Source organism: Pseudomonas sp. IzPS59 (assembly GCF_014863505.1).
Classification (GTDB): Bacteria; Pseudomonadota; Gammaproteobacteria; order Pseudomonadales; family Pseudomonadaceae; genus Aquipseudomonas; species Aquipseudomonas kribbensis.
Window position 1 is genome coordinate 370836 of the sequence record NZ_CP062251.1, and the last position, 19023, is coordinate 389858.

The 19023-nt window shown below is 61.2% G+C and carries 20 protein-coding genes; 11 read left to right on the top strand and 9 right to left on the bottom strand.

Annotation, left to right across the window (positions count from 1 at the left end):
* Positions 1 to 33: 33 nt before the first annotated feature.
* From IF189_RS01665 to IF189_RS01675, 3 genes are read right to left on the bottom strand one after another with little or no spacing between them, the layout of a single operon-like run.
* Complete coding sequence (locus IF189_RS01665) at positions 34 to 306, bottom strand: oxidative damage protection protein (RefSeq protein WP_085712761.1); 273 nt, start codon at positions 304 to 306, stop codon at positions 34 to 36.
* Positions 303 to 1370: an A/G-specific adenine glycosylase gene (gene mutY, locus IF189_RS01670; RefSeq protein WP_192552731.1), complete on the bottom strand. Its 1068-nt coding sequence runs from the start codon at positions 1368 to 1370 to the stop codon at positions 303 to 305. Before mutY ends, IF189_RS01665 begins: the two co-directional genes overlap by 4 nt.
* A complete protein-coding gene (locus IF189_RS01675) occupies positions 1367 to 3598 on the bottom strand; it encodes an AsmA family protein (RefSeq protein WP_192552732.1) in 2232 nt (743 codons plus the stop codon). The genes mutY and IF189_RS01675 overlap by 4 nt, the downstream gene beginning before the upstream one ends.
* A gap of 354 nt (positions 3599 to 3952) precedes the next feature.
* On the opposite strand from IF189_RS01675, the gene IF189_RS01680 reads away from it, so the two are divergent.
* From IF189_RS01680 to IF189_RS01710, 7 genes are all read left to right on the top strand, one after another.
* Positions 3953 to 5617 (top strand): OFA family MFS transporter, encoded by a 1665-nt coding sequence (locus IF189_RS01680; protein WP_134825177.1) that lies wholly within the window; start codon positions 3953 to 3955, stop codon positions 5615 to 5617.
* 291 nt (positions 5618 to 5908) lie between these two features.
* On the top strand, positions 5909 to 6502 hold the full coding sequence (gene hisB / locus IF189_RS01685) for an imidazoleglycerol-phosphate dehydratase HisB (RefSeq protein ID WP_039764670.1): 594 nt from the start codon (positions 5909 to 5911) through the stop codon (positions 6500 to 6502).
* Positions 6502 to 7140, top strand: a complete 639-nt coding sequence (gene hisH, locus IF189_RS01690) for an imidazole glycerol phosphate synthase subunit HisH (protein ID WP_085712765.1) — start codon at positions 6502 to 6504, stop codon at positions 7138 to 7140. Before hisB ends, hisH begins: the two co-directional genes overlap by 1 nt.
* Positions 7141 to 7398, top strand: coding sequence for a DUF2164 domain-containing protein (locus IF189_RS01695; protein WP_134825178.1), 258 nt, complete (start codon positions 7141 to 7143; stop codon positions 7396 to 7398).
* A 42-nt stretch (positions 7399 to 7440) separates the two neighbouring features.
* Positions 7441 to 8178 (top strand): 1-(5-phosphoribosyl)-5-[(5-phosphoribosylamino)methylideneamino]imidazole-4-carboxamide isomerase, encoded by a 738-nt coding sequence (gene hisA / locus IF189_RS01700; protein ID WP_085712767.1) that lies wholly within the window; start codon positions 7441 to 7443, stop codon positions 8176 to 8178.
* Between the two features lie 9 nt (positions 8179 to 8187).
* Positions 8188 to 8958, top strand: coding sequence for an imidazole glycerol phosphate synthase subunit HisF (hisF, locus tag IF189_RS01705; RefSeq protein WP_007897430.1), 771 nt, complete (start codon positions 8188 to 8190; stop codon positions 8956 to 8958).
* A gap of 76 nt (positions 8959 to 9034) precedes the next feature.
* Positions 9035 to 9790 carry a substrate-binding periplasmic protein gene (locus tag IF189_RS01710; RefSeq protein ID WP_134825179.1) on the top strand — a complete coding sequence of 252 codons (756 nt, stop codon included), beginning with the start codon at positions 9035 to 9037 and terminating at the stop codon, positions 9788 to 9790.
* On the opposite strand, the gene IF189_RS01715 is transcribed toward IF189_RS01710, so the two are convergent.
* The 5 genes from IF189_RS01715 to gpmI all read right to left on the bottom strand — a co-directional run bounded on the left by IF189_RS01715 (position 9771) and on the right by gpmI (position 16356).
* Positions 9771 to 11150 carry a Vps62-related protein gene (locus IF189_RS01715; RefSeq protein WP_192552733.1) on the bottom strand — a complete coding sequence of 460 codons (1380 nt, stop codon included), beginning with the start codon at positions 11148 to 11150 and terminating at the stop codon, positions 9771 to 9773. The genes IF189_RS01710 and IF189_RS01715 overlap by 20 nt on opposite strands.
* A 107-nt stretch (positions 11151 to 11257) precedes the next feature.
* Positions 11258 to 12034, bottom strand: a complete 777-nt coding sequence (locus IF189_RS01720) for a divergent polysaccharide deacetylase family protein (RefSeq protein ID WP_134825181.1) — start codon at positions 12032 to 12034, stop codon at positions 11258 to 11260.
* Between the two features lie 2 nt (positions 12035 to 12036).
* The gene (locus IF189_RS01725; protein ID WP_085712771.1) at positions 12037 to 13356 is read right to left on the bottom strand and encodes a S41 family peptidase; all 1320 of its coding nucleotides are present in this window, start codon (positions 13354 to 13356) and stop codon (positions 12037 to 12039) included.
* A gap of 31 nt (positions 13357 to 13387) precedes the next feature.
* Positions 13388 to 14692: a murein hydrolase activator EnvC family protein gene (locus IF189_RS01730; protein WP_085712772.1), complete on the bottom strand. Its 1305-nt coding sequence runs from the start codon at positions 14690 to 14692 to the stop codon at positions 13388 to 13390.
* Positions 14693 to 14829: 137 nt separating this feature from the next.
* Complete coding sequence (gene gpmI, locus IF189_RS01735) at positions 14830 to 16356, bottom strand: 2,3-bisphosphoglycerate-independent phosphoglycerate mutase (protein WP_134825182.1); 1527 nt, start codon at positions 16354 to 16356, stop codon at positions 14830 to 14832.
* A gap of 153 nt (positions 16357 to 16509) precedes the next feature.
* Here gpmI and IF189_RS01740 point away from each other — a divergent pair, with 153 nt between their 5' ends.
* From IF189_RS01740 to secB, 3 genes are read left to right on the top strand one after another with little or no spacing between them, the layout of a single operon-like run.
* Positions 16510 to 16923: a rhodanese-like domain-containing protein gene (locus IF189_RS01740; protein WP_085712774.1), complete on the top strand. Its 414-nt coding sequence runs from the start codon at positions 16510 to 16512 to the stop codon at positions 16921 to 16923.
* 1 nt (position 16924) lies between these two features.
* Entirely contained in the window at positions 16925 to 17179 is a 255-nt protein-coding gene (gene grxC, locus IF189_RS01745) for a glutaredoxin 3 (protein ID WP_085712775.1), read from the top strand.
* Positions 17180 to 17232: 53 nt separating this feature from the next.
* Positions 17233 to 17718: a protein-export chaperone SecB gene (secB, locus tag IF189_RS01750; protein ID WP_085712776.1), complete on the top strand. Its 486-nt coding sequence runs from the start codon at positions 17233 to 17235 to the stop codon at positions 17716 to 17718.
* A gap of 61 nt (positions 17719 to 17779) precedes the next feature.
* Here the strand turns inward: secB and IF189_RS01755 are convergent, their stop codons facing one another.
* Positions 17780 to 18235 (bottom strand): tRNA (cytidine(34)-2'-O)-methyltransferase, encoded by a 456-nt coding sequence (locus IF189_RS01755; RefSeq protein ID WP_083367278.1) that lies wholly within the window; start codon positions 18233 to 18235, stop codon positions 17780 to 17782.
* Here IF189_RS01755 and IF189_RS01760 point away from each other — a divergent pair.
* Complete coding sequence (locus IF189_RS01760; protein WP_134825183.1) at positions 18234 to 18674, top strand: hypothetical protein; 441 nt, start codon at positions 18234 to 18236, stop codon at positions 18672 to 18674. The genes IF189_RS01755 and IF189_RS01760 overlap by 2 nt on opposite strands.
* Positions 18675 to 19023: the final 349 nt, after the last annotated feature.

Below are 19023 nucleotides of genomic sequence, written 5' to 3' on the forward strand. Positions count from 1 at the left end.
GTCGCTTACGATCAGACCCCCGATTTCCGCTGATTATTCCGCTGGCGGAACGTAGCCTTCGGCCTGGGCGTATTCCTCGCCGGAGAAGTACTTGTCCATTTCGCCCTGCAGATATTTGCGGTCTTCGGCGTTCATCATGTTCAGGCGTTTTTCGTTGATCAACAGGGTCTGGTGTTTCTGCCAGTCGGCCCAGGCCTTGGCCGAGACGTGTTCGAAGATGTCCTGGCCCTTGGCGCCCGGGTACGGTGGGCGCTCCAGACCTTCGAGTTGTTCTTTGTACTTGCGGCACATTACGGTGCGGGTCATGTCGACTCTCCTGCATTCAAGACGGCGGCCGCGCGTTCGAGCAAGGTCTTGACCGGGGCGGCGAGGCCCAGGCGCGGCGGGGTGGCGAGGTTATACCAGAGCCAGTCGGCCTCGGCCACGTGACCGCCGGCTTCCTGTACCTGAACCAGCCAGGGTTCGATGGACAGCTGGAAGTGACTGAAGGTGTGGACAAGACTCGGCAGCGCCTGCTGCTCGCCCAGTTCCAGCGAGTGCTGCGCGGCGAGGTGTGGCAGGTCGTCGAGGTCGTCGAGTTCCGGCAGGCTCCACAAGCCGCCCCACAATCCGCTGGACGGGCGTCGATAAAGCAGAATCGCGCCGTCCTCGTTGGCCAGCAGCGGCATCAGCGTGCGTTTCTGCGGAATGGCTTTACGAGGCTTGGGAATCGGGTAACGGGTCTCCAGGCCGAGCATGTGCGCTTCGCAGCCCTTTTCCAGCGGACACAGCAGACAACTCGGTTTGCTGCGGGTGCACAGCGTGGCGCCCAGATCCATCATCGCCTGGGTGTAGGCGTTGACCCGATCCTGCGGCGTGAAGCGCTCTGCGTTGGCCCACAGTTGCTTGGCGACCTTCGGTTCGCCCGGATAGCCTTCTTGCGCAGTAAACCGCGCCAGCACCCGTTTGACGTTGCCGTCGAGGATCGGCGCCCGCAGGCCCATGCTGATGCTGGCGATGGCGCCAGCGGTGGACAGGCCGATGCCCGGCAAGTCCGTGAGCTTCTCGACATCTCGGGGAAACTCGCCGCCGTACTGGCTGACGACGATCTTCGCGGTCTTTTGCAGATTGCGCGCGCGGGTGTAGTAACCCAGACCCGTCCACAGGTGCAGCACTTCGTCCTCCGGCGCTTCGGCCAGGGCTTCGACCGTCGGCAACGCGGCCATGAAACGGTCGAAGTAATTGAGCACGGTGCTGACCTGAGTCTGCTGCAACATGATCTCGGACACCCACACCCGATACGGGGTGATGTTCTGTTGCCAGGGCAAATCATGGCGGCCGTGGCGGTCGAACCATTCCAGCACCGCCGTGGAAAACTGCTCCGCTCTCATCGCTTGAACAGCCCCTTCAATGCGTTTTTCAGTTCCGGGCTGACTTTGTCGCCCAGTTTCTCGTCGATTTTTTCGCTGAGTTTGTCGCCGGCCATTTTGGTCGCGACCTGGCCCAGGCGCTCGTTGTCCACGCGGCAGGCCTTGGCGCCCAGTTCCAGTGGGCCACGGCAACGCAGCGGCCATTCGATGCCGACGAATTTCTCGCCGACCTGACAGGCCGGATCCGGCATGGCGCTGGTGTCGCCTTCGACGATGATGCCGACGCGATAGTCCATGCCCAGCACTTTCAGGTCGATGTCGCCGTCACCGTTGACGGTCATGCCCGGGATGCGCACTTTCAGGTCCGGGTTGTTGGCTACGCCGTTGCGGAAGGTCAGGTTGCCCTTGAGTTCCTGGAACGGTGTGTCCTTACCCCGTGGCTCGCCGCTCAGGGATTTGCGGTTGAGGGTGGCGATGCCTTTGCACAGTTGCTGTTCAAGGTTGGCGTTGAGCAACACGCCGTTGTTGATCACGAAACTGGCGTTGCCGTTGAGGGTGTCGATCAGCGCCTGCTGGCTGTTGCCGCTACCGGTGACGGTGCTGGTGAGGTTCACCAGGCCTTTGACCGGCGGATTCTTGCCCTGGCTTTCGAGGATTTTTTCCACCGGCACGCGGTTGATCCGGGTTTGCAGGTTCAGCAGCGGTGCATTCGGGCGCACGTCGAGGGTGCCCTTGGCTTCGAAGTCGCCGTTGTACAACTCGCCGCGCAGGTTTTCCAGGGTCAGCAGGCCGCCCTGGCCGGTAGCTTTCAGCGCGGCGTTCTGGATCGGCAATTTATCGAGGGTCAACTGGCCGAAGGTCAGGTCGGCGTTCACGTCCAGCTTGCTCAAGCGCTCCACCGGGAACAGGCGTTCGGTGCTCCAGGCGCTCTTGCTCGGTTTGTCCGGCAGCGGAGTGCTGCCGGCGCCGGCCATGGCATCGGCTTCGGTGCTGGCGACTTCAGTCTGGCGCGCCTGGGTGGCGCTGGCGGCTTTTTCCGATTTCGGCGGCAGGTAGCGGTCAACGTTGAAGGTGTCGGCCTTGAGGATCGCCCGCAGCGATTGCTTGGCGAAGTCTTCGATGGCGATGCGGCCGCTGAAGCTGCTGTCTTCGAGTTTCAGGTTGATGTTGTCCAGCGCCAGGCTGGTCGGTGTGGCAGCAACACGGCTGACCAGCTCGACCTTGCTCAGGCTGCCTTCGGCCATGGCCGGCAGGGTCTGGCCGATGCTGTCGACGAACTTCGCCAGGTCGAACTGGGCGATGGAGATCGCGCCGGTGATTTGCGGGGTCTTGTCCAGATCGTTGGCCTTCAGTTCACCCAGTGCGCGTAACTGGTTGGCGGAGATCTTGATCCCGGTCCATTCGGCGACGTTGGCGGCCTTGTCGAGCAACATCTGCCCCTGGGCGGAGAACGTCATGGCTTTGCCTTGCAGCGGATCGCCGGTCAGTTCGCCGGACAGCTTCAGGTCCTCGAACTTGTAGCGTTGCAGGGCGCGCTCGATGCGCAGCTCGCCGTTCAGCTCGGTGCGCACTCGCAGCACGGGCTGATTGGTGCTGAGGAACGCCGTGGCTTTCAGCGGAATGTTGGTCGAATCGTGTACCGCACCGGTGCTCAGCTGGATGCTTTCGGCGCTGAACTGCTTGCCGGTCTGCTCGTCGTTGTATTCAACGCGAGCGTTGTTGACGGTCAGGCTGTCGATGTCGAGGCGGATCGGTTGTGGCGGCTTTTCCGGCTGGGCAGGCGTTTCGGCGACCGGTTCGCCGGCGGCAGCTGGCGGGGTGCTGCCCGGCGCAGGGATGGCAGTCGGCAGCTTGCCGATGTCTTCCCAGTTGCCGTGGCCGTTCTTGTCGCGGTTCAGGCGCAGGTTCAGGCCTTCTACACGCACATCGCTCATCTGCACTTCGCGGCGCAGCAGCGGCAGCACGCGTACCGACAGACCGAGCATCTGCAGATCGGCATACGGTTCGTCAGGCTTGATCAGGGTGGCGACGCTGGCCTCGTGCAGTTCCAGGCCGAGCCACGGGAACAGGCTCCAGCCGATATCGCCATTGAGCGTCAGCTCGATGTGGGCCTTGTCGCGGGCTATCTGGCGGATCTCGTTTTTGTAGTCGTTGGGATCGAAGAAGTGGGTCAGGGCGAAGCCCGCCGCCACAATGATCAGCAACAGCCCGAGAAGTACCAGACCCAGGATTTTGCCGAACGCTTTCATGGGCGAGTCCTTGTAGTTAGTCGAATTCGTAATTTAGCCGGGGAGTATAGCGCTGCCTGACCCCGTGCTGGTGCGGTGTCCTGAGGAGCCTCTTGAACCGCGGCGTGCAGCGCTTCGACAACGGTCGGCGGGAGGGTTCCCCGGTCATATGAGATCAGATGACTCGAAAAAGGTGATATCAGTTTGGTTTTTCTGTCACGTGCAGATGGTAACCTTCGCCCGTTCGTCCGTCCCTCTGCGACTTTTGGTCGCGCTTCAAGGAGCTCCACCCACCAACACGGTCATGCCTGCGTGCATAAAGGCCGGGGGTGAGCAGTGGCTGACGAACACATACTAATAATTGGGGGATACACAATGAGCACGAGCATCACGGCGGACGGCCTCAGCGCCGCCCAGCCTGCGTTCCTGTCCAAGGAACGCATCATCGCCAAGCCCGGTTTCAACCGCTGGCTGGTCCCACCGGCCGCTCTGGCCATTCACCTGTGCATCGGCATGGCCTACGGTTTTTCCGTGTTCTGGCTGCCGCTGTCCAAGGCACTGGGCATCACCGCGCCGGTGGCTTGCGCGCCGGACATGGGCTTCATCGCACAAGTCTTCTCGTCGCAATGCGACTGGCCGATCTCCATGCTCGGCTGGATCTACACCCTGTTCTTCATCTTCCTCGGCTGCTCGGCAGCGATCTGGGGCGGCTGGCTCGAACACGCCGGGCCACGCAAGGCCGGCGTTGTATCGGCTCTGTGCTGGTGCGGCGGTCTGCTGATTTCCGCGCTGGGTATTTATACCCACCAGATCTGGCTGATGTGGATCGGCTCCGGCGTGATCGGCGGTATCGGTCTGGGCCTGGGCTATATCTCGCCGGTCTCGACCCTGATCAAGTGGTTCCCGGACAAGCGCGGCATGGCGACCGGCATGGCGATCATGGGTTTCGGTGGCGGCGCGATGGTCGGCGCTCCACTGGCAACCGCACTGATGAGCCATTTCGCGTCGCCAACCGGCGTGGGCGTATGGCAGAGCTTCGTGGCCATGGCCGCGATCTACTTCGTGTTCATGATTGGTGGTGCGCTGGCTTACCGCGTGCCGCCAACCGGCTGGAAGCCTGAGGGCTGGACCGCACCGGCGAAGAAAGCCTCGAATGCGATGATCACCCACCGTCACGTTCACGTGAATGTGGCGTGGAAAACTCCGCAATTCCGTCTGGTGTGGCTGGTGCTGTGCCTGAACGTGTCGGCCGGTATCGGCATCCTCGGCATGGCTTCGCCACTGTTGCAGGAAGTGTTCGGCGGCAAGCTGCTGGGCAATGATCTGCCGTTCGGTCAACTGGATGCCGGGCAACTGGCCTCGATCGCTGCGATTGCAGCCGGTTTCACCGGTCTGCTGAGCCTGTTCAACATCGGCGGTCGGTTCTTCTGGGCGTCGTTCTCGGACTACCTGGGCCGCAAGAACACTTACTTCGTGTTCTTTGCGCTGGGTTTTGCGCTGTACGCACTGATCCCGAACCTCGGTCACCTGGGCAACGTTGCGCTGTTCGTGGCGGCGTTCTGCATCATCCTGTCGATGTACGGCGGTGGTTTTGCGACCGTTCCGGCCTATCTGGCCGACCTGTTCGGCACGCAAATGGTCGGCGCGATCCACGGTCGTCTGCTGACCGCCTGGGCCGCCGCTGGCGTGCTGGGTCCGGTGCTGGTGAACTATCTGCGTGAATATCAGTTGAGCATCGGCGTTGAACGCGCCGCGGCTTACGACATCACGCTGTACATCCTCGCCGGCCTGCTGGTGCTGGGTTTCCTGTGCAACCTGCTGGTGCGCCCGGTGGCGGACAAGTACTTCATGACCGACGCCGAACTGGCCGCCGAACAGGCGCTGGGCCACGACAAGGGTGCCGACAGCAGCACCGTGCTGGAGTGGAAAGCCGCGCCGGGCAGCAAGCCGCTGGCAATCGCTGCGTGGCTGGCGGTAGGGATTCCGTTGGCGTGGGGTGTGTGGGTGACCCTGCAGAAGACGGCGGTTCTGTTTCACTAAGTAGCCAGGCGCTGGCCTGAAAATCTTCAGGTCAGCGCCAAATCCTGTGGGAGCGAGCTTGCTCGCGATTGCGGTCTGACAGTCGACAGTGATGTTGAATGTGCGGCCCTCATCGCGAGCAAGCCCGCTCCCACAGTTGTTTCGGGCTGTCCGAAATGGCTTGTATGGACATGTCTATCCCCGACAGCACGGGCTTCTATCCGTCTGCCATATCACGTCTCGTGTTTCTGTTTCGGCCCCGCGTGCCTATAATGGCTGCCTTTTTCGCCCAATGATTTTGCGGAGCTGGTGATGGCCGAACGTAAGGCGTCTGTCGAGCGCGACACTCTGGAAACCCAGATCAAAGCCTCGATCAACCTTGATGGCACCGGAAAGGCCCGATTCGATATCGGTGTTCCTTTTCTTGAGCACATGCTGGATCAGATCGCCCGTCACGGGTTGATCGACCTGGATATCCAATGCAAGGGCGATCTGCATATCGACGACCACCATACCGTGGAAGACGTCGGTATCACCCTCGGCCAGGCCTTCGCACAAGCCATCGGCGACAAGAAAGGCATCCGTCGCTACGGCCACGCCTACGTGCCGCTCGATGAAGCGCTGTCGCGTGTGGTCATCGACTTCTCCGGCCGTCCGGGCCTGCAGATGCACGTGCCGTACACCCGTGCCACCGTTGGCGGTTTCGATGTCGACCTGTTCCAGGAATTCTTCCAGGGCTTCGTCAACCACGCGCTGGTCAGCCTGCACATCGACAACCTGCGCGGCACCAACACTCACCACCAGATCGAAACCGTGTTCAAGGCTTTCGGCCGCGCGCTGCGCATGGCCGTTGAACTGGACGAGCGCATGGCCGGCCAGATGCCTTCGACCAAGGGCGTGCTGTAATGCAGACGGTTGCAGTCATCGATTACGGCATGGGTAACCTGCACTCGGTGGCCAAGGCCCTCGAGCACGTTGGCGCCGGCAAGGTGCTGATCACCAGCGATGCGGACGTGATCCGCGAAGCCGACCGCGTGGTTTTCCCCGGCGTCGGTGCGATTCGCGATTGCATGGCGGAGATCCGTCGCCTCGGTTTCGACTCGCTGGTACGTGAAGTCAGCCAGGATCGTCCGTTCCTCGGGATCTGCGTCGGCATGCAAGCCTTGCTCGACACCAGCGAAGAAAACGACGGCGTGGACTGCATCGGTCTGTTCCCGGGCGCGGTGAAGTTCTTCGGCAAAGACCTGCATGAAGACGGCGAGCACCTGAAAGTCCCGCACATGGGCTGGAACGAAGTGAAGCAGTCGGTGGATCACCCGCTGTGGCACAACATTCCGGACCTGGCGCGTTTCTACTTCGTGCACAGCTACTACATCGCCGCCGGTAACCCGCGCCAAGTGGTCGGCAGCGGTCATTACGGTGTCGATTTCGCCGCGGCGCTGGCCGAAGGCTCGCGTTTTGCCGTGCAGTTCCACCCGGAGAAGAGCCATACCCATGGCCTGCAATTGCTGCAGAACTTCGCGGCGTGGGACGGTCGCTGGTAAATGGCCGCCAAGAAGAAACCGCGGATCCTGACCCTCACGCCCGAGCAGGAAAGCGACGCCAATCGCAAGATCCAGCGGTTCATGGAGGATCGTTTCGAACTGGACCTGGGTTCGTTCGAAGCGGCGGAAATTCTTGAGCTGTTTACCCGCGAAATTGCTCCGCACTATTACAACAGGGCGATTTTCGATGTGCAGACCCACCTCAAGGAGCGGTTTGAAAGCATCGAAAGCGACCTGTGGGCGCTCGAGAAAAACTGATTTCCGAGCCAAGCTGAACATTCAAATTTGAAGGTTTGCCAGATGCTGATTATTCCCGCTATCGATCTCAAAGACGGTGCCTGCGTACGTCTGCGCCAGGGCCGCATGGAAGATTCCACAGTGTTCTCCGATGACCCGGTGAGCATGGCTGCCAAGTGGGTGGAGGGCGGTTGCCGTCGTCTGCATCTGGTCGATCTGAACGGTGCTTTCGAAGGCCAGCCAGTGAATGGCGAAGTGGTGACCGCAATCGCCAAGCGCTACCCGACCCTGCCGATCCAGATCGGCGGCGGCATCCGTTCGCTGGAAACCATCGAGCACTACGTCAAGGCTGGCGTGAGCTACGTGATCATCGGCACCAAGGCTGTTAAAGAGCCGGCGTTCGTTGCAGAAGCCTGCCGCGCATTCCCAGGCAAAATCATCGTCGGCCTCGACGCCAAAGACGGTTTTGTCGCCACCGACGGCTGGGCTGAAATCAGCCAGGTGCAGGTCATCGACCTGGCCAAGCAGTTCGAAGCCGACGGCGTGTCCTCGATCGTTTATACCGATATCGCCAAAGACGGCATGATGCAGGGCTGCAACGTACCGTTCACCGCTGCGCTGGCTGCGGCCACCAAGATCCCGGTGATCGCATCCGGTGGCATTCACAACCTGGGTGACATCAAGTCGCTGCTCGACGCCAAGGCACCGGGCATCATCGGCGCCATCACTGGCCGGGCGATCTACGAAGGCACCCTCGACGTCGCCGAAGCGCAAGCTTTCTGCGACTCGTACCAAGGCTGAGGACTGACCATGGCGCTGGCCAAACGCATCATCCCTTGCCTGGACGTGGACAACGGCCGGGTCGTCAAAGGTGTGAAGTTCGAGAACATCCGTGACGCCGGTGACCCGGTGGAAATCGCCCGTCGCTACGACGAGCAGGGTGCCGACGAGATTACCTTTCTCGACATCACCGCCAGCGTCGATGGCCGCGATACCACGCTGCATACCGTCGAGCGCATGGCCAGCCAGGTGTTCATCCCGCTGACCGTCGGCGGTGGCGTACGTACCGTGCAGGACATCCGCAACCTGCTCAATGCCGGTGCGGACAAGGTGTCGATCAACACCGCTGCCGTGTTCAATCCGGAATTCGTCGGCGAAGCGGCGCAGCATTTCGGCTCGCAATGCATCGTCGTCGCCATCGACGCGAAGAAGGTGTCCGGCCCGGGCGAAACCCCGCGCTGGGAAATCTTCACCCACGGCGGCCGCAAGCCGACCGGCCTTGATGCGGTCGAGTGGGCAAAGAAAATGGAAGGCCTGGGTGCCGGTGAAATCCTCCTGACCAGCATGGATCAGGACGGCATGAAAAACGGCTTCGACCTCGGCGTGACCCGCGCCATCAGCGATGCGCTGGGCATTCCGGTGATCGCGTCCGGCGGTGTCGGCAACCTGCAGCATCTGGCCGATGGCATCCTCGAAGGTCACGCCAGCGCCGTACTGGCGGCGAGTATTTTCCACTTCGGCGAATACACCGTTCAGGAAGCCAAGGCTTATATGGCGCACCGCGGCATCGTAATGCGTTAAACATCCATACAGGCCAGTGGACAGCATGGCGTACCCGAGGCACTCTTGGGCACGCCATGGATTTCGGTAGCCCGACATGATCAAACGCCTGCTTCTCGCCCTCGCCAGTGCCTCCGTGTTGTTGATCAACACTGGCCACGCCGCAGAAAATCCCGACACCGATCTGGTGCTCCTCACCGAAAATTTCCCGCCGTACAACATGGCGAAGAACGGCAAGAATTTCGCCCAGGACGAAAACATCAACGGCATCGCCACGGACATCGTGCGCGAGATGTTCAAGCGTGCCGGCATCACTTACAGCCTGACCCTGCGCTTCCCTTGGGAGCGGGTCTACAAGCTGGCGCTGGAGAACCCCGGTTACGGTGCTTTCGTCATGGCGCGCCTGCCGGATCGTGAGACGCTGTTCAAGTGGGTCGGCCCCATCGGCCCGGATGACTGGGTCATGCTGGCCAAGGCTGACAGCAAGATCACCCTCGAAACCCTCAATGACGCGCGCAAATACAAGATCGGCGCCTACAAAGGCGATGCGATTGCCGAGACCCTGACCAAGCAGGGTCTGAAGCCGGTGGTGGTATTGCGCGATCAGGACAACGCGAAAAAGCTTGTCAGCGGCCAGATCGACCTGTGGGCTACCGGCGATCCTGCCGGCCGTTATCTGGCGCGGCAGGATGGCGTGACCGGGTTGAAAACCGTGCTGCGCTTCAACAGCGCCGAGCTGTATCTGGCGCTGAACAAGGAAGTGCCGGACGAAGCCGTCGCCAAACTACAGGCAGCGCTCGACCAGATGCGCAAGGACGGCGTGGTCGACGAGATCATGGGGCGGTATCTGTAGTCACCATCACTTGTTCCGTCGGCAGGACGGGGATTTCATCCTGCCCGAAAGAGGCTTCGCCCTGTTCATGACCGGATGCCATCGGCGAGGGGCAGGTGATTACGGCGTCTTTTTCGGACGGGTACTGGCTTAAGTAAAGACTTTCGTCGTCGCTATACTCGATGCCGAATGTCACTGGCGTGTTGTCCGCACGCAGCAGCCGGTACTCGCTTTGCAATTGATATACCGCAACCATCGTGTTTTTCGCTGCCAGGGCGACAACTTCCAGAGGGTAAAACTTGCTCCATCCGCCGGATGACGTTTCGGTGTGAGTGAAGGTTTTGCTCAGGTTGGCCGAAAATCGTATCGCCCAGTTATCGCCGGGTGTCCTGATCGGCCAGGCTTTGTCCAGCTCGATGGCTGTCAGACGATTGAACACCTGCAGCAAGGACGCATTTTGAGCCCGCTCTGCCGTCCATTTGACAGATCGATATTGGTCCCCCGCGTTGTGCTCGTGACCGACCAACACGTACCGATCCGCTCTTTCCAGGCGGTAGTATGGCGATGACCGCAGCTGCTCGAGCGGGTGCATATCGTCTCTGACTGCGAACCACGGAAGCCGGGTGACCTGAGTAACCGTAGCCGGCTCGATGGGGGAGGGCGATCCGAACCCCGACAACATCGGGGCTGCTGGCGCAGTGCTCGACTGCACGGTGAGCGGTACTCGCAACGCGTAGGAAGCCAGGTATGACGAAGGTCTGGAGTGGCTCTGCACGCCCGTGAATGTTCCGGGCAAAAAGCAGATTTCTCCTGCTTCCGCGATCGGTGGTTCGATACTCCAGGCGCTGAAGTTCTGCTTTGCGCCGCTGCCTTTGTCGCTCCAGATCAACGGACCGGCAGTGGCAGGCGTTACCAGATCCATGCGTACGCAACGTACCGAATTGACCGATGGTTTTTCATGGTCACTGGCGCAGACCAGACCAAGAGCGACATAGCCTTCAGGAGGAATCGGGCGCCAGATCGAAACGTAGGTTATTGCGCCCGAGCCTGAATCCTTCCAGACCAGTTCGAAGTTGTCGGGTCGACTGAGCGCTTTGCCCTTGGTGCTATCGATGCTCGGGGAGTCCGCCTCCCGTACAACAGCCGCAACGTTCGTACCGTTGATGTTGGCAAATCCGGGAATCGCAATATCGCCCAACGAGAAATAACCCGGCAGCACATCGGGGGGCGGAGCGGGGCGCCAGAAGCCGGCCGGGCTCGAGCGAAGGTTCTTGGTGTCCCACACCCGCTGAAACTCTGTGGTGAAGCTGATCAGCAGGTTGTCGAGTTTGATGGGTTCCATTGGCCGCGAGGGGGCGGCGGTGTTGTCAGTGATCGTCATGGTCAGTCCTGATAGTGAAAGGCGACTCGGGTGAGTCGCTACCGGTTGCAGGTTTCACTATCCGGAAGTGGGCGCGGGGGCTGGCGGTAATTATGTATGGGCCGGCATTACCGATAGACACCGTCTTTGCCATGAGCGGCGGTGGCGCGATTGCTGCGCACACTGATCATCTGCTTGATGTCGATCCACTCGATGCCTTGAGCTTTCAGCTTCGGCAGCTCCCGCTCCAAAACAGCAAGTGTCTGTGGATAAGGGTGACCGATCATCACCGCCGAACCCTGTTTGCGCGCCAGACTGATTGCTGTCTGCAACTGGGTGTAGATCGCCGCTTCGGTGCGCTCGTCATCGAGAAACACGTCCCGCGAAACGCTCGCCAGATCGATCTTCTGTGCCTGTTGCGCAGCGACAGTCTGGGCGCTGGTGCGGCTGTCGACGAAGAATTTGTGACGGCGCTGCAACTCACCCATCAACCACGCCATTGCCACCGGTTGTGCCGTCATGCGACTGCCCATGTGGTTGTTGATGCCGGCGGTGTAGGGGACCATTTTGAATGCGGCGTCGAGGCGTTTTTCAAGTTCTTCAATGGGCAGTTCGGGGTGCCAGGCGAACGGGCCGGTGGCCGGGTCCATCGGCATGTGCAGGATCACGATCTTGCCGGCGCGATGGGCTTCGCGGGCAAATTCGGTGGCGTGCGGGGTGTCGGGCATGATTGCCGTGGTCACCGGCCCGGGCAGCGCCAGCACGCGACGATCCCGGGGCAGGTTCTGCCCCAGGTCGTCGATGATCAGTGTCAGGTAGGCTTTTTGTGGTGTCGGTCTGGCAGGTTCTGCGTGAACAGCACCCGCCAGGCAGCACAACAGGACAAAGACGAAACGCAAAGACATCCTCAACGGCCGGACGTGATGCTCAGGCCTTTGAGCAGGCTCAGGGCCTGGGCCAACTGGTAATCGTCATCCTGTGGCATGGCCTTGGGCTTGCCGCCGGAGCCGGTCGGTTTGTCCGCGCCGCCGTTGCCGTTGCCCAGGTGACCCTGCAGGTCGGCTTCCTTGAAGTAGTCGCCGTCCGCCTCGTTGGTGATCTTGGCCTTGCGCACTTCGATATCCGGGACGATGCCCTGGGCCTGGATCGAGCGGCCGTTCGGCGTGAAGTACAACGCGGTGGTGATCTTCAGCGCACGGTCGTTGTTCAGCGGCAGCACGGTCTGCACCGAGCCCTTGCCGAAACTGGTGGTGCCCATGACCACGGCGCGTTTCTGGTCTTGCAGGGCGCCGGCGACGATTTCCGAAGCCGAGGCACTGCCACCGTTGATCAGTACAACCATTGGCACCGCTTCGCTTTCGTCCTTGCCGGTGGCGGAGAAGCGCAACTCGGAGTTGGCGATCCGGCCCTTGGTGTAAACGATCAGGCCTTTGGTGATGAAGTGGTCGACCACTTCCACCGCTGCCTGCAGCACACCGCCCGGGTTGTTGCGCAGGTCGAGGATGATGCCGTTGAGCTTCTTGCCATTGTCCTTGCGCAGCTTGGCCAGGGCCTTGGAGACTTCTTCGCCGGTCTTGACCTGGAACTGGGTGATGCGGATCAGGCCGTAACCGGATTCCAGCAGTTGCGCCTTGACGCTCTTCACCTGGATCACCGCACGGGCCAGGGTCACGTCGAACGGCGTGCCGCCGTCACGGACCAGGGTCAGGGTGATTTTCTGGCCGATCTTGCCGCGCATCTTGTCCACGGCTTCGGTCATCGTCTGGCCACGGGTCGGCGCGCCGTTGATCTTGACGATGAAGTCACCGGCCTGGATGCCGGCCTTGGAGGCTGGCGTATCGTCGATCGGCGACACGACCTTGATGAAACCGTCTTCCGAGCCGACTTCGATGCCCAGGCCGCCGAACTCACCGCTGGTGCTTTCCTGCAGCTCGGTGAAATCTTCCGGGCCGAGGTAGGCCGAGTGCGGGTCGAGGTTGCTCAGCATGCCCTTGATGGCGTTTTCCAGCAGGGTCTTGTCGTCCACTGGTTCGACATAGGCGGCCTTGATCCGGTCCATGACCTCGGCAAAGGTGCGCAGCTCTTCCAGCGGCAACGGGGCCTTGGAAGTCGCGGCAGTGCCTGCCGGAGCGACAGCCGGGGCCGGTTGAGCGGCGAACGCCAGAGGCGCGCCGATCACCAGGGCGATCGTCAGGGCCAGCGAGGTAAGGCGGGACAAATGCAGCATGTCGAACGAACTCCTGAATTAGGCGACGCGCTTATCCTTGCGCGTGACACCATTGCGCCGGATCACTCGGGTGACCCTGCTGACGAATTGCGAAATACAGCGCTGGTGTGTCCTGCCCGCCACTGTTACCGACAGTGGAGATGGACTCACCGGCTTTTACCACGTCACCAGCCGACTTCAGCAGCGTCTGGTTATGACCGTAAAGACTCAGAAAACCGTTGCCGTGATCGAGGATCACCAGCAGCCCGGCACCGCGCAACCAGTCGGCAAACACCACGCGCCCGCCGTGTACGGCATGCACCTGGCTGCCGGCGGCGGCGCTGATCATCACACCGTCCCACTTGGTGCGGGCATCGTCGCCACGGGTTTCACCGAAGCGTGCCAGCAGTCGACCATCAACCGGCCATGGAAGTTTTCCCCGAGTGGCAGCAAATGGGCCGCCGAACGTCTCGCCGCTGCTGGAAACCAGCGCGCCAGGGGTTGGTCTGGCTTTTGGGCGTGGGGCGTCGCTGGTGTCCGAGTCCGCATCGGCGCGGGCCTGGGCCTCACGTAAACGCTTTTTTTCGGCTTCCTGCTGGGCGATCAGCGCTTTCTGCCGCGCTTCTTCTGCCTCACGGGCCTGGCGGGCCAGGGTTTCTTCAATGGTTTTAAGGACTTTAGACAGGTCTGCCTGATCCTGCTCGCGGGCGGCCAGTTTCTGGTCGCGGGCTTTCACGTCGTCATTGAGCTTGGCCAGCACTTGCTGGCGCTCCTTGCGAACCTTGTCGAGGGCATCACGCTGGGTGTCGAGGTCGCTTTTCTGCACCAGCAACTGGGCTTGCTGCGAGGAAATGTCCTTTTCGACATTGGCCAGTTGGCGCAGGGTTTCGTTGAAGTTCTTCAGCTGCTCCAGGCGGGCCTGGCTCAGGTAGTCGTAATAGGTGAGGGTGCGGGCGAATTTCTCGGGATTCTGCTGGTTGAGCAGCAGCTTGAGGTATTCCTGCCGGCCGTTCTGATAGGCCGCGCGGGCCTGGATGGCGATCAGTCGCTGCTGTTCAGTGCGCGCGCTCTGGAGTTTTTTTTTCTCCGCATCGAGCCGCTGCAGCTCGGATTCGCTCTTTTTCAGCTCTTTTTGCAGGGCATCGACCTGCTTTTCGAGCTTGCCCATCTCGGTTTCGGTGCCCTTGAGCTCCTTTTGCACCCCGGATTTTTCTTCCTGGAGCTTGCCCAGCAGCTTTTTCAGCTCGGCGATGTCCTGACGCGTGGCGTCCAACTGCTGTTGGGTTTGCGCACGCTCGTCAGCGAAGGCCGGTTGGAGCAGGCATGTCAGAGCGAGGGCGATCAGGACGCGAAGCATAGGGGCGGGCGGCACCAGGGTAAGGGACGGCCTAGTATGCCCGCCCCACGCGGCAAAAAAAAACGCCTCAAAGCCAACTGCTTTGAGGCGTTCGTCATAAAAAGCCGTTTCAGGCTGATTACAGGGCGTTTTTGATATCAGACCAGAATCGAAGTGCCAGTCATTTCCGCCGGTTTTTCCAGGCCCAGCAGTTTGAGCATGGTCGGCGCCACGTCCGCCAGTACGCCGCCTTCACGGACCTTGAGGTCACGCTTGCCGACATAGATGAACGGCACCGGTTCGGTGGTGTGCGCGGTATGCGCCTGGCCGGTGGCTTCGTCGGCCATTTGCTCGACGTTGCCGTGGTCGGCGGTGATCAGGGCTTCGCCGCCAACCTTTTCCAGGGCTTCGACGATGCGGCCGACGCAGGTGTCCAGGCATTCCACGGCTTTCACCGCTGCTTCGAACACGCCGCTGTGGCCGACCATGTCGCCGTTGGCGTAGTTGACCACGATCACGTCGTAGCGCTGATTCTCGATGGCCTCGACGATGCGGTCGGTGACTTCCGGCGCGCTCATTTCCGGTTGCAGGTCGTAGGTGGCGACTTTCGGCGACGGGATCAGGATGCGCTCTTCGCCCGGGAACGGTTCTTCGCGGCCACCGGAGAAGAAGAAGGTCACGTGGGCGTATTTCTCGGTTTCGGCGATACGCAGCTGGGTCTTGCCGTTTTTCGCCAGGTAGTCGCCGAGCACGTTTTCCAGGCTGCCCGGTGCAAAGGCTGCGGGGGCCGGGATGCTGGCGGCGTACTGGGTCAGGCCGACGTACTGCACTTTTGGCTGGCGTGCACGCTCGAACTCCTTGAAACCGTCTTCGACAAACACACGGCTCAGCTCGCGGGCACGGTCGGCGCGGAAGTTCATGAACACCACGGCGTCGCCGTCTTCGACCGTCACCGGCTCACCGATGCTGGTGGCCTTGACGAACTCGTCGCTCTCGCCGCGGGCGTAGGCCGCTTCCAGGCCTTCCTGGGCGGTGGCGGCGTTGAATTCGCCTTTGCCATCAACGATCAGGTTGTAGGCCTGGGACACGCGGTCCCAACGGTTGTCGCGGTCCATGGCGTAGTAGCGGCCGATGAGGCTGGCGATACGGCCCTTGCCGAGAGCCTGGAAGGTCGCGTCGAGCAGCTCAATCGACGAAGCAGCGCTTTTCGGCGGCGTGTCGCGGCCGTCGAGGAAGGCGTGCAGGTAGATTTTTTCGGCGCCACGCTTGAAGGCCAGTTCGGCCATGGCGATCAGGTGATCCTGGTGGCTGTGAACGCCGCCGTCCGACAGCAGACCCATGAAATGCACGGCCTTGCCGGCGGCCACGGCTTTGTCCACAGCGGCGCAGATGGTCGGGTTCTCGAAGAACTCACCGTCGCGGATCGCCTTGGTCACGCGCGTGAAGTCCTGATACACCACGCGGCCGGCGCCCAGGTTCATGTGGCCGACTTCGGAGTTGCCCATCTGGCCGTCCGGCAGACCGACGTCCATGCCGCTGCCCGAGATCAGGCCGTTCGGCACGGTGGCCCACAGGCGATCCAGCACAGGCTTTTTGGCCGCGAAGACGGCGTTGGATTCGGGGCTGTCGCTGTGACCGAAGCCGTCGAGAATCATCAGGACCAAAGGTTTAGGCGTGGTAGTCATGGAATCCACTCGTGGCTAATAAAGAAGAGGGCGATGGAAAAGGGAGTTGGAGTTTAAAGCGAAGTTCCTGCGGCGTCACCGCCGGACGGGGTTTGGCCGACCATAGTGGCTGTGTATACTGGCCGACATTTTAACGCCCTGGAACCTCCTTCGATGGTTGCTCACCTGATTGAATTTGCCACTAACCACTACATTCTTGTCGGTATCTTCGTCGTACTGCTGGCTTTGCTGCTGGCGCATACGGTGCAGGGCGGCGGTAAAAGCCTGAGCACGGGCGAGCTGACCGCACTGGTCAACAAGGAAGCCGGCGTGGTGGTGGACATCCGTCCGAGCAAGGAATACGCCGCCGGTCACATCGTTGGCGCGGTGAACATTCCTCAGGACAAACTGGCTGCCCGCATCGGCGAGCTGGAAAAGCACAAGGCCAAGACCATCATTCTGGTCGACGCCCTGGGCCAGACCGCCGGCACCCACGCCCGCGAGCTGATGAAATCCGGCTTCACCGCCGCCAAGCTGTCCGGCGGGATCTCCAGCTGGAAAGGCGACAACCTGCCGCTGGTGAAGTGATATGAGCGAAGTCATCGTCTACTCCAGCGATTACTGCCCTTACTGCTCGCGCGCCAAGTACCTGCTCGCGAACAAAGGCGTGGCCTTCGAAGAGATCAAGGTCGATGGCAAGCCGCAAGTGCGCGCCGCCATGGCCCAGAAAGCCGGACGCACGTCCGTGCCGCAGATCTGGATCGGCGACACCCACGTCGGCGGATGTGACGATTTGTACGCCCTGGAGCGCGCCGGCAAGCTCGACGCGCTGCTCAAGGCCTGAACTGCTGCACCTCACCAAGAACCCAAAAGACCCAAGATCAGAAAGGATCTGAGATGACTGACCAACAGAACACTGCAGCCAGCGAAGAAGAAACCGCACCGCAATTCTCCTTGCAGCGCATCTACGTTCGCGACCTGTCCTTCGAAGCGCCGAAAAGCCCGGCGATCTTTCGCCAGCAGTGGGACCCGACCGTCGGTCTGGATCTGAACACCCGTCAGAAAGCGCTGGAAGGCGATTTCTACGAAGTCGTGCTGACCCTGTCCGTCACCGTGAAAAACGGTGAAGAAGTCGCCTTCATCGCTGAAGTGCAACAGGCCGGTATCTTCCTGATCAAGAACCTGGACGCGGCTTCGATGAGCCACACTCTGGGTGCGTTCTGCCCGAACATCCTGTTCCCGTACGCTCGCGAAACCCTGGACAGCCTGGTGACCCGTGGTTCGTTCCCGGCCCTGATGCTGGCCCCGGTGAACTTCGACGCCCTGTACGCGCAAGAGCTGCAGCGCATGCAGGAAGCCGGCGAGACTCCGACCGTTCAGTAAGCGGTCGATGCAACAACGAAAAAAGCGCCGTTACAGGCGCTTTTTTCATGGGCGGTGATCGTTACTTGAAGCCGTTCTGCCGCCACGCTTCGTACACGGCCACTGCCACGGTGTTGGACAGGTTCAGGCTGCGGCACCCTTCACGCATCGGCAGACGCAGGCGCTGTTCGGCAGGCAGGGCATCCAGCACTTCCGGCGGCAGGCCACGGCTTTCCGGGCCGAAGATGAAGGCATCGCCCGGGACGAACGCGGCATCGTGAAACGGTCGCGAACCCTTGGTGGTGAAGGCGAACAGCCGTGGGTTGCCGAGACTTTCCAGACAACTGGCCAGGTCGGCGTGGCGCTGCAGCGTGGCGTACTCGTGGTAGTCGAGACCGGCACGACGCAGGCGCTTGTCGTCCATCTCGAAGCCCAGCGGTTCGATCAAATGCAGGTGGCAGCCGCTGTTGGCGCACAGCCTGATAACGTTACCGGTGTTCGGTGGAATTTCCGGTTGAAAAAGGATGACGTGAAACATGCACGGCTCCGAAGGTAAAGATGACGCGCATTCTACGCCGCCAGCCGACCCGCGTTCGAAACTATTCCCGCGAGTCATGGGTTCGCTGGCGATTTTCGGTCTGATGGTCGGGATGATGATCGGCCGCTTGACCACCCCCGACCCCAGCGTATTGCAACAGGTCGAGGTGATCGATGGCGGTCTGGCGGTCTGGTTCAACAATGAGCCGAAGCTGCATGGCGAAATCGTCGATGGCACGCTCGCCTTGTTGTTTCAGGCCGAGGGCAAGGCACAAAAGGGCCAGTTGAAGCTCAACGGCAAGGACGTAAACTGGCGGACTCGGTTGAGTGACGGTGGTTTGCTGCTGACGGTGCTGGCGGCACGGCCGCTGCAAGGGGAGTGGGCCGGCCAGGCGGTCGATGACCGCTGGCGGCTGGAGATCCGTCTCCGGGAGCAATAAAAGAGGGAATCCCCGGCCTGCCTGTACCAAGGTTCCCGAAACGGGCGGGCTCATCGCATGGCGTGCTGAGCCGGTGTAAAGAAGGAACCCCTGACCTGCCTGTATCAAGGGCCCCAAAAGGGTGGGCTTGATGAGCCCGGTGTAAAGAGGGGAATCCCCGGCCTGCCTGTACCAAGGCCCCCGAAAGGGTGGGTGAATCGAATCACCTGAAAGGGTTATTGCAGGGGGCGTGCCAGTTTTTATCGTTTTGAAACAAAAAAGCCCGACACAATGACGAAGGCCCCGTAATACGGGGCCTTCGTCTTTTCATCGGCTGGTTTTTTCAGCGTGTTGCGACATAAGCTCAAGC

Excerpts from the sequence above, each read along its gene's own strand:
- gpmI (WP_134825182.1), bottom strand. The coding sequence starts at position 16,356 with ATGACTACCACGCCTAAACCTTTGGTCCTGATGATTCTCGACGGCTTC.
- hisA (WP_085712767.1), top strand. The coding sequence starts at position 7,441 with ATGCTGATTATTCCCGCTATCGATCTCAAAGACGGTGCCTGCGTACGT.
- hisB (WP_039764670.1), top strand. The coding sequence starts at position 5,909 with ATGGCCGAACGTAAGGCGTCTGTCGAGCGCGACACTCTGGAAACCCAG.
- grxC (WP_085712775.1), top strand. The coding sequence starts at position 16,925 with ATGAGCGAAGTCATCGTCTACTCCAGCGATTACTGCCCTTACTGCTCG.
- IF189_RS01710 (WP_134825179.1), top strand. The coding sequence starts at position 9,035 with ATGATCAAACGCCTGCTTCTCGCCCTCGCCAGTGCCTCCGTGTTGTTG.
- IF189_RS01740 (WP_085712774.1), top strand. The coding sequence starts at position 16,510 with ATGGTTGCTCACCTGATTGAATTTGCCACTAACCACTACATTCTTGTC.
- IF189_RS01680 (WP_134825177.1), top strand. The coding sequence starts at position 3,953 with ATGAGCACGAGCATCACGGCGGACGGCCTCAGCGCCGCCCAGCCTGCG.
- IF189_RS01720 (WP_134825181.1), bottom strand. The coding sequence starts at position 12,034 with ATGTCTTTGCGTTTCGTCTTTGTCCTGTTGTGCTGCCTGGCGGGTGCT.
- IF189_RS01665 (WP_085712761.1), bottom strand. The coding sequence starts at position 306 with ATGACCCGCACCGTAATGTGCCGCAAGTACAAAGAACAACTCGAAGGT.
- IF189_RS01675 (WP_192552732.1), bottom strand. The coding sequence starts at position 3,598 with ATGAAAGCGTTCGGCAAAATCCTGGGTCTGGTACTTCTCGGGCTGTTG.
- IF189_RS01715 (WP_192552733.1), bottom strand. The coding sequence starts at position 11,150 with ATGACGATCACTGACAACACCGCCGCCCCCTCGCGGCCAATGGAACCC.
- IF189_RS01695 (WP_134825178.1), top strand. The coding sequence starts at position 7,141 with ATGGCCGCCAAGAAGAAACCGCGGATCCTGACCCTCACGCCCGAGCAG.
- IF189_RS01730 (WP_085712772.1), bottom strand. The coding sequence starts at position 14,692 with ATGCTTCGCGTCCTGATCGCCCTCGCTCTGACATGCCTGCTCCAACCG.
- IF189_RS01725 (WP_085712771.1), bottom strand. The coding sequence starts at position 13,356 with ATGCTGCATTTGTCCCGCCTTACCTCGCTGGCCCTGACGATCGCCCTG.
- IF189_RS01755 (WP_083367278.1), bottom strand. The coding sequence starts at position 18,235 with ATGTTTCACGTCATCCTTTTTCAACCGGAAATTCCACCGAACACCGGT.
- secB (WP_085712776.1), top strand. The coding sequence starts at position 17,233 with ATGACTGACCAACAGAACACTGCAGCCAGCGAAGAAGAAACCGCACCG.
- IF189_RS01760 (WP_134825183.1), top strand. The coding sequence starts at position 18,234 with ATGCACGGCTCCGAAGGTAAAGATGACGCGCATTCTACGCCGCCAGCC.
- hisF (WP_007897430.1), top strand. The coding sequence starts at position 8,188 with ATGGCGCTGGCCAAACGCATCATCCCTTGCCTGGACGTGGACAACGGC.
- mutY (WP_192552731.1), bottom strand. The coding sequence starts at position 1,370 with ATGAGAGCGGAGCAGTTTTCCACGGCGGTGCTGGAATGGTTCGACCGC.
- hisH (WP_085712765.1), top strand. The coding sequence starts at position 6,502 with ATGCAGACGGTTGCAGTCATCGATTACGGCATGGGTAACCTGCACTCG.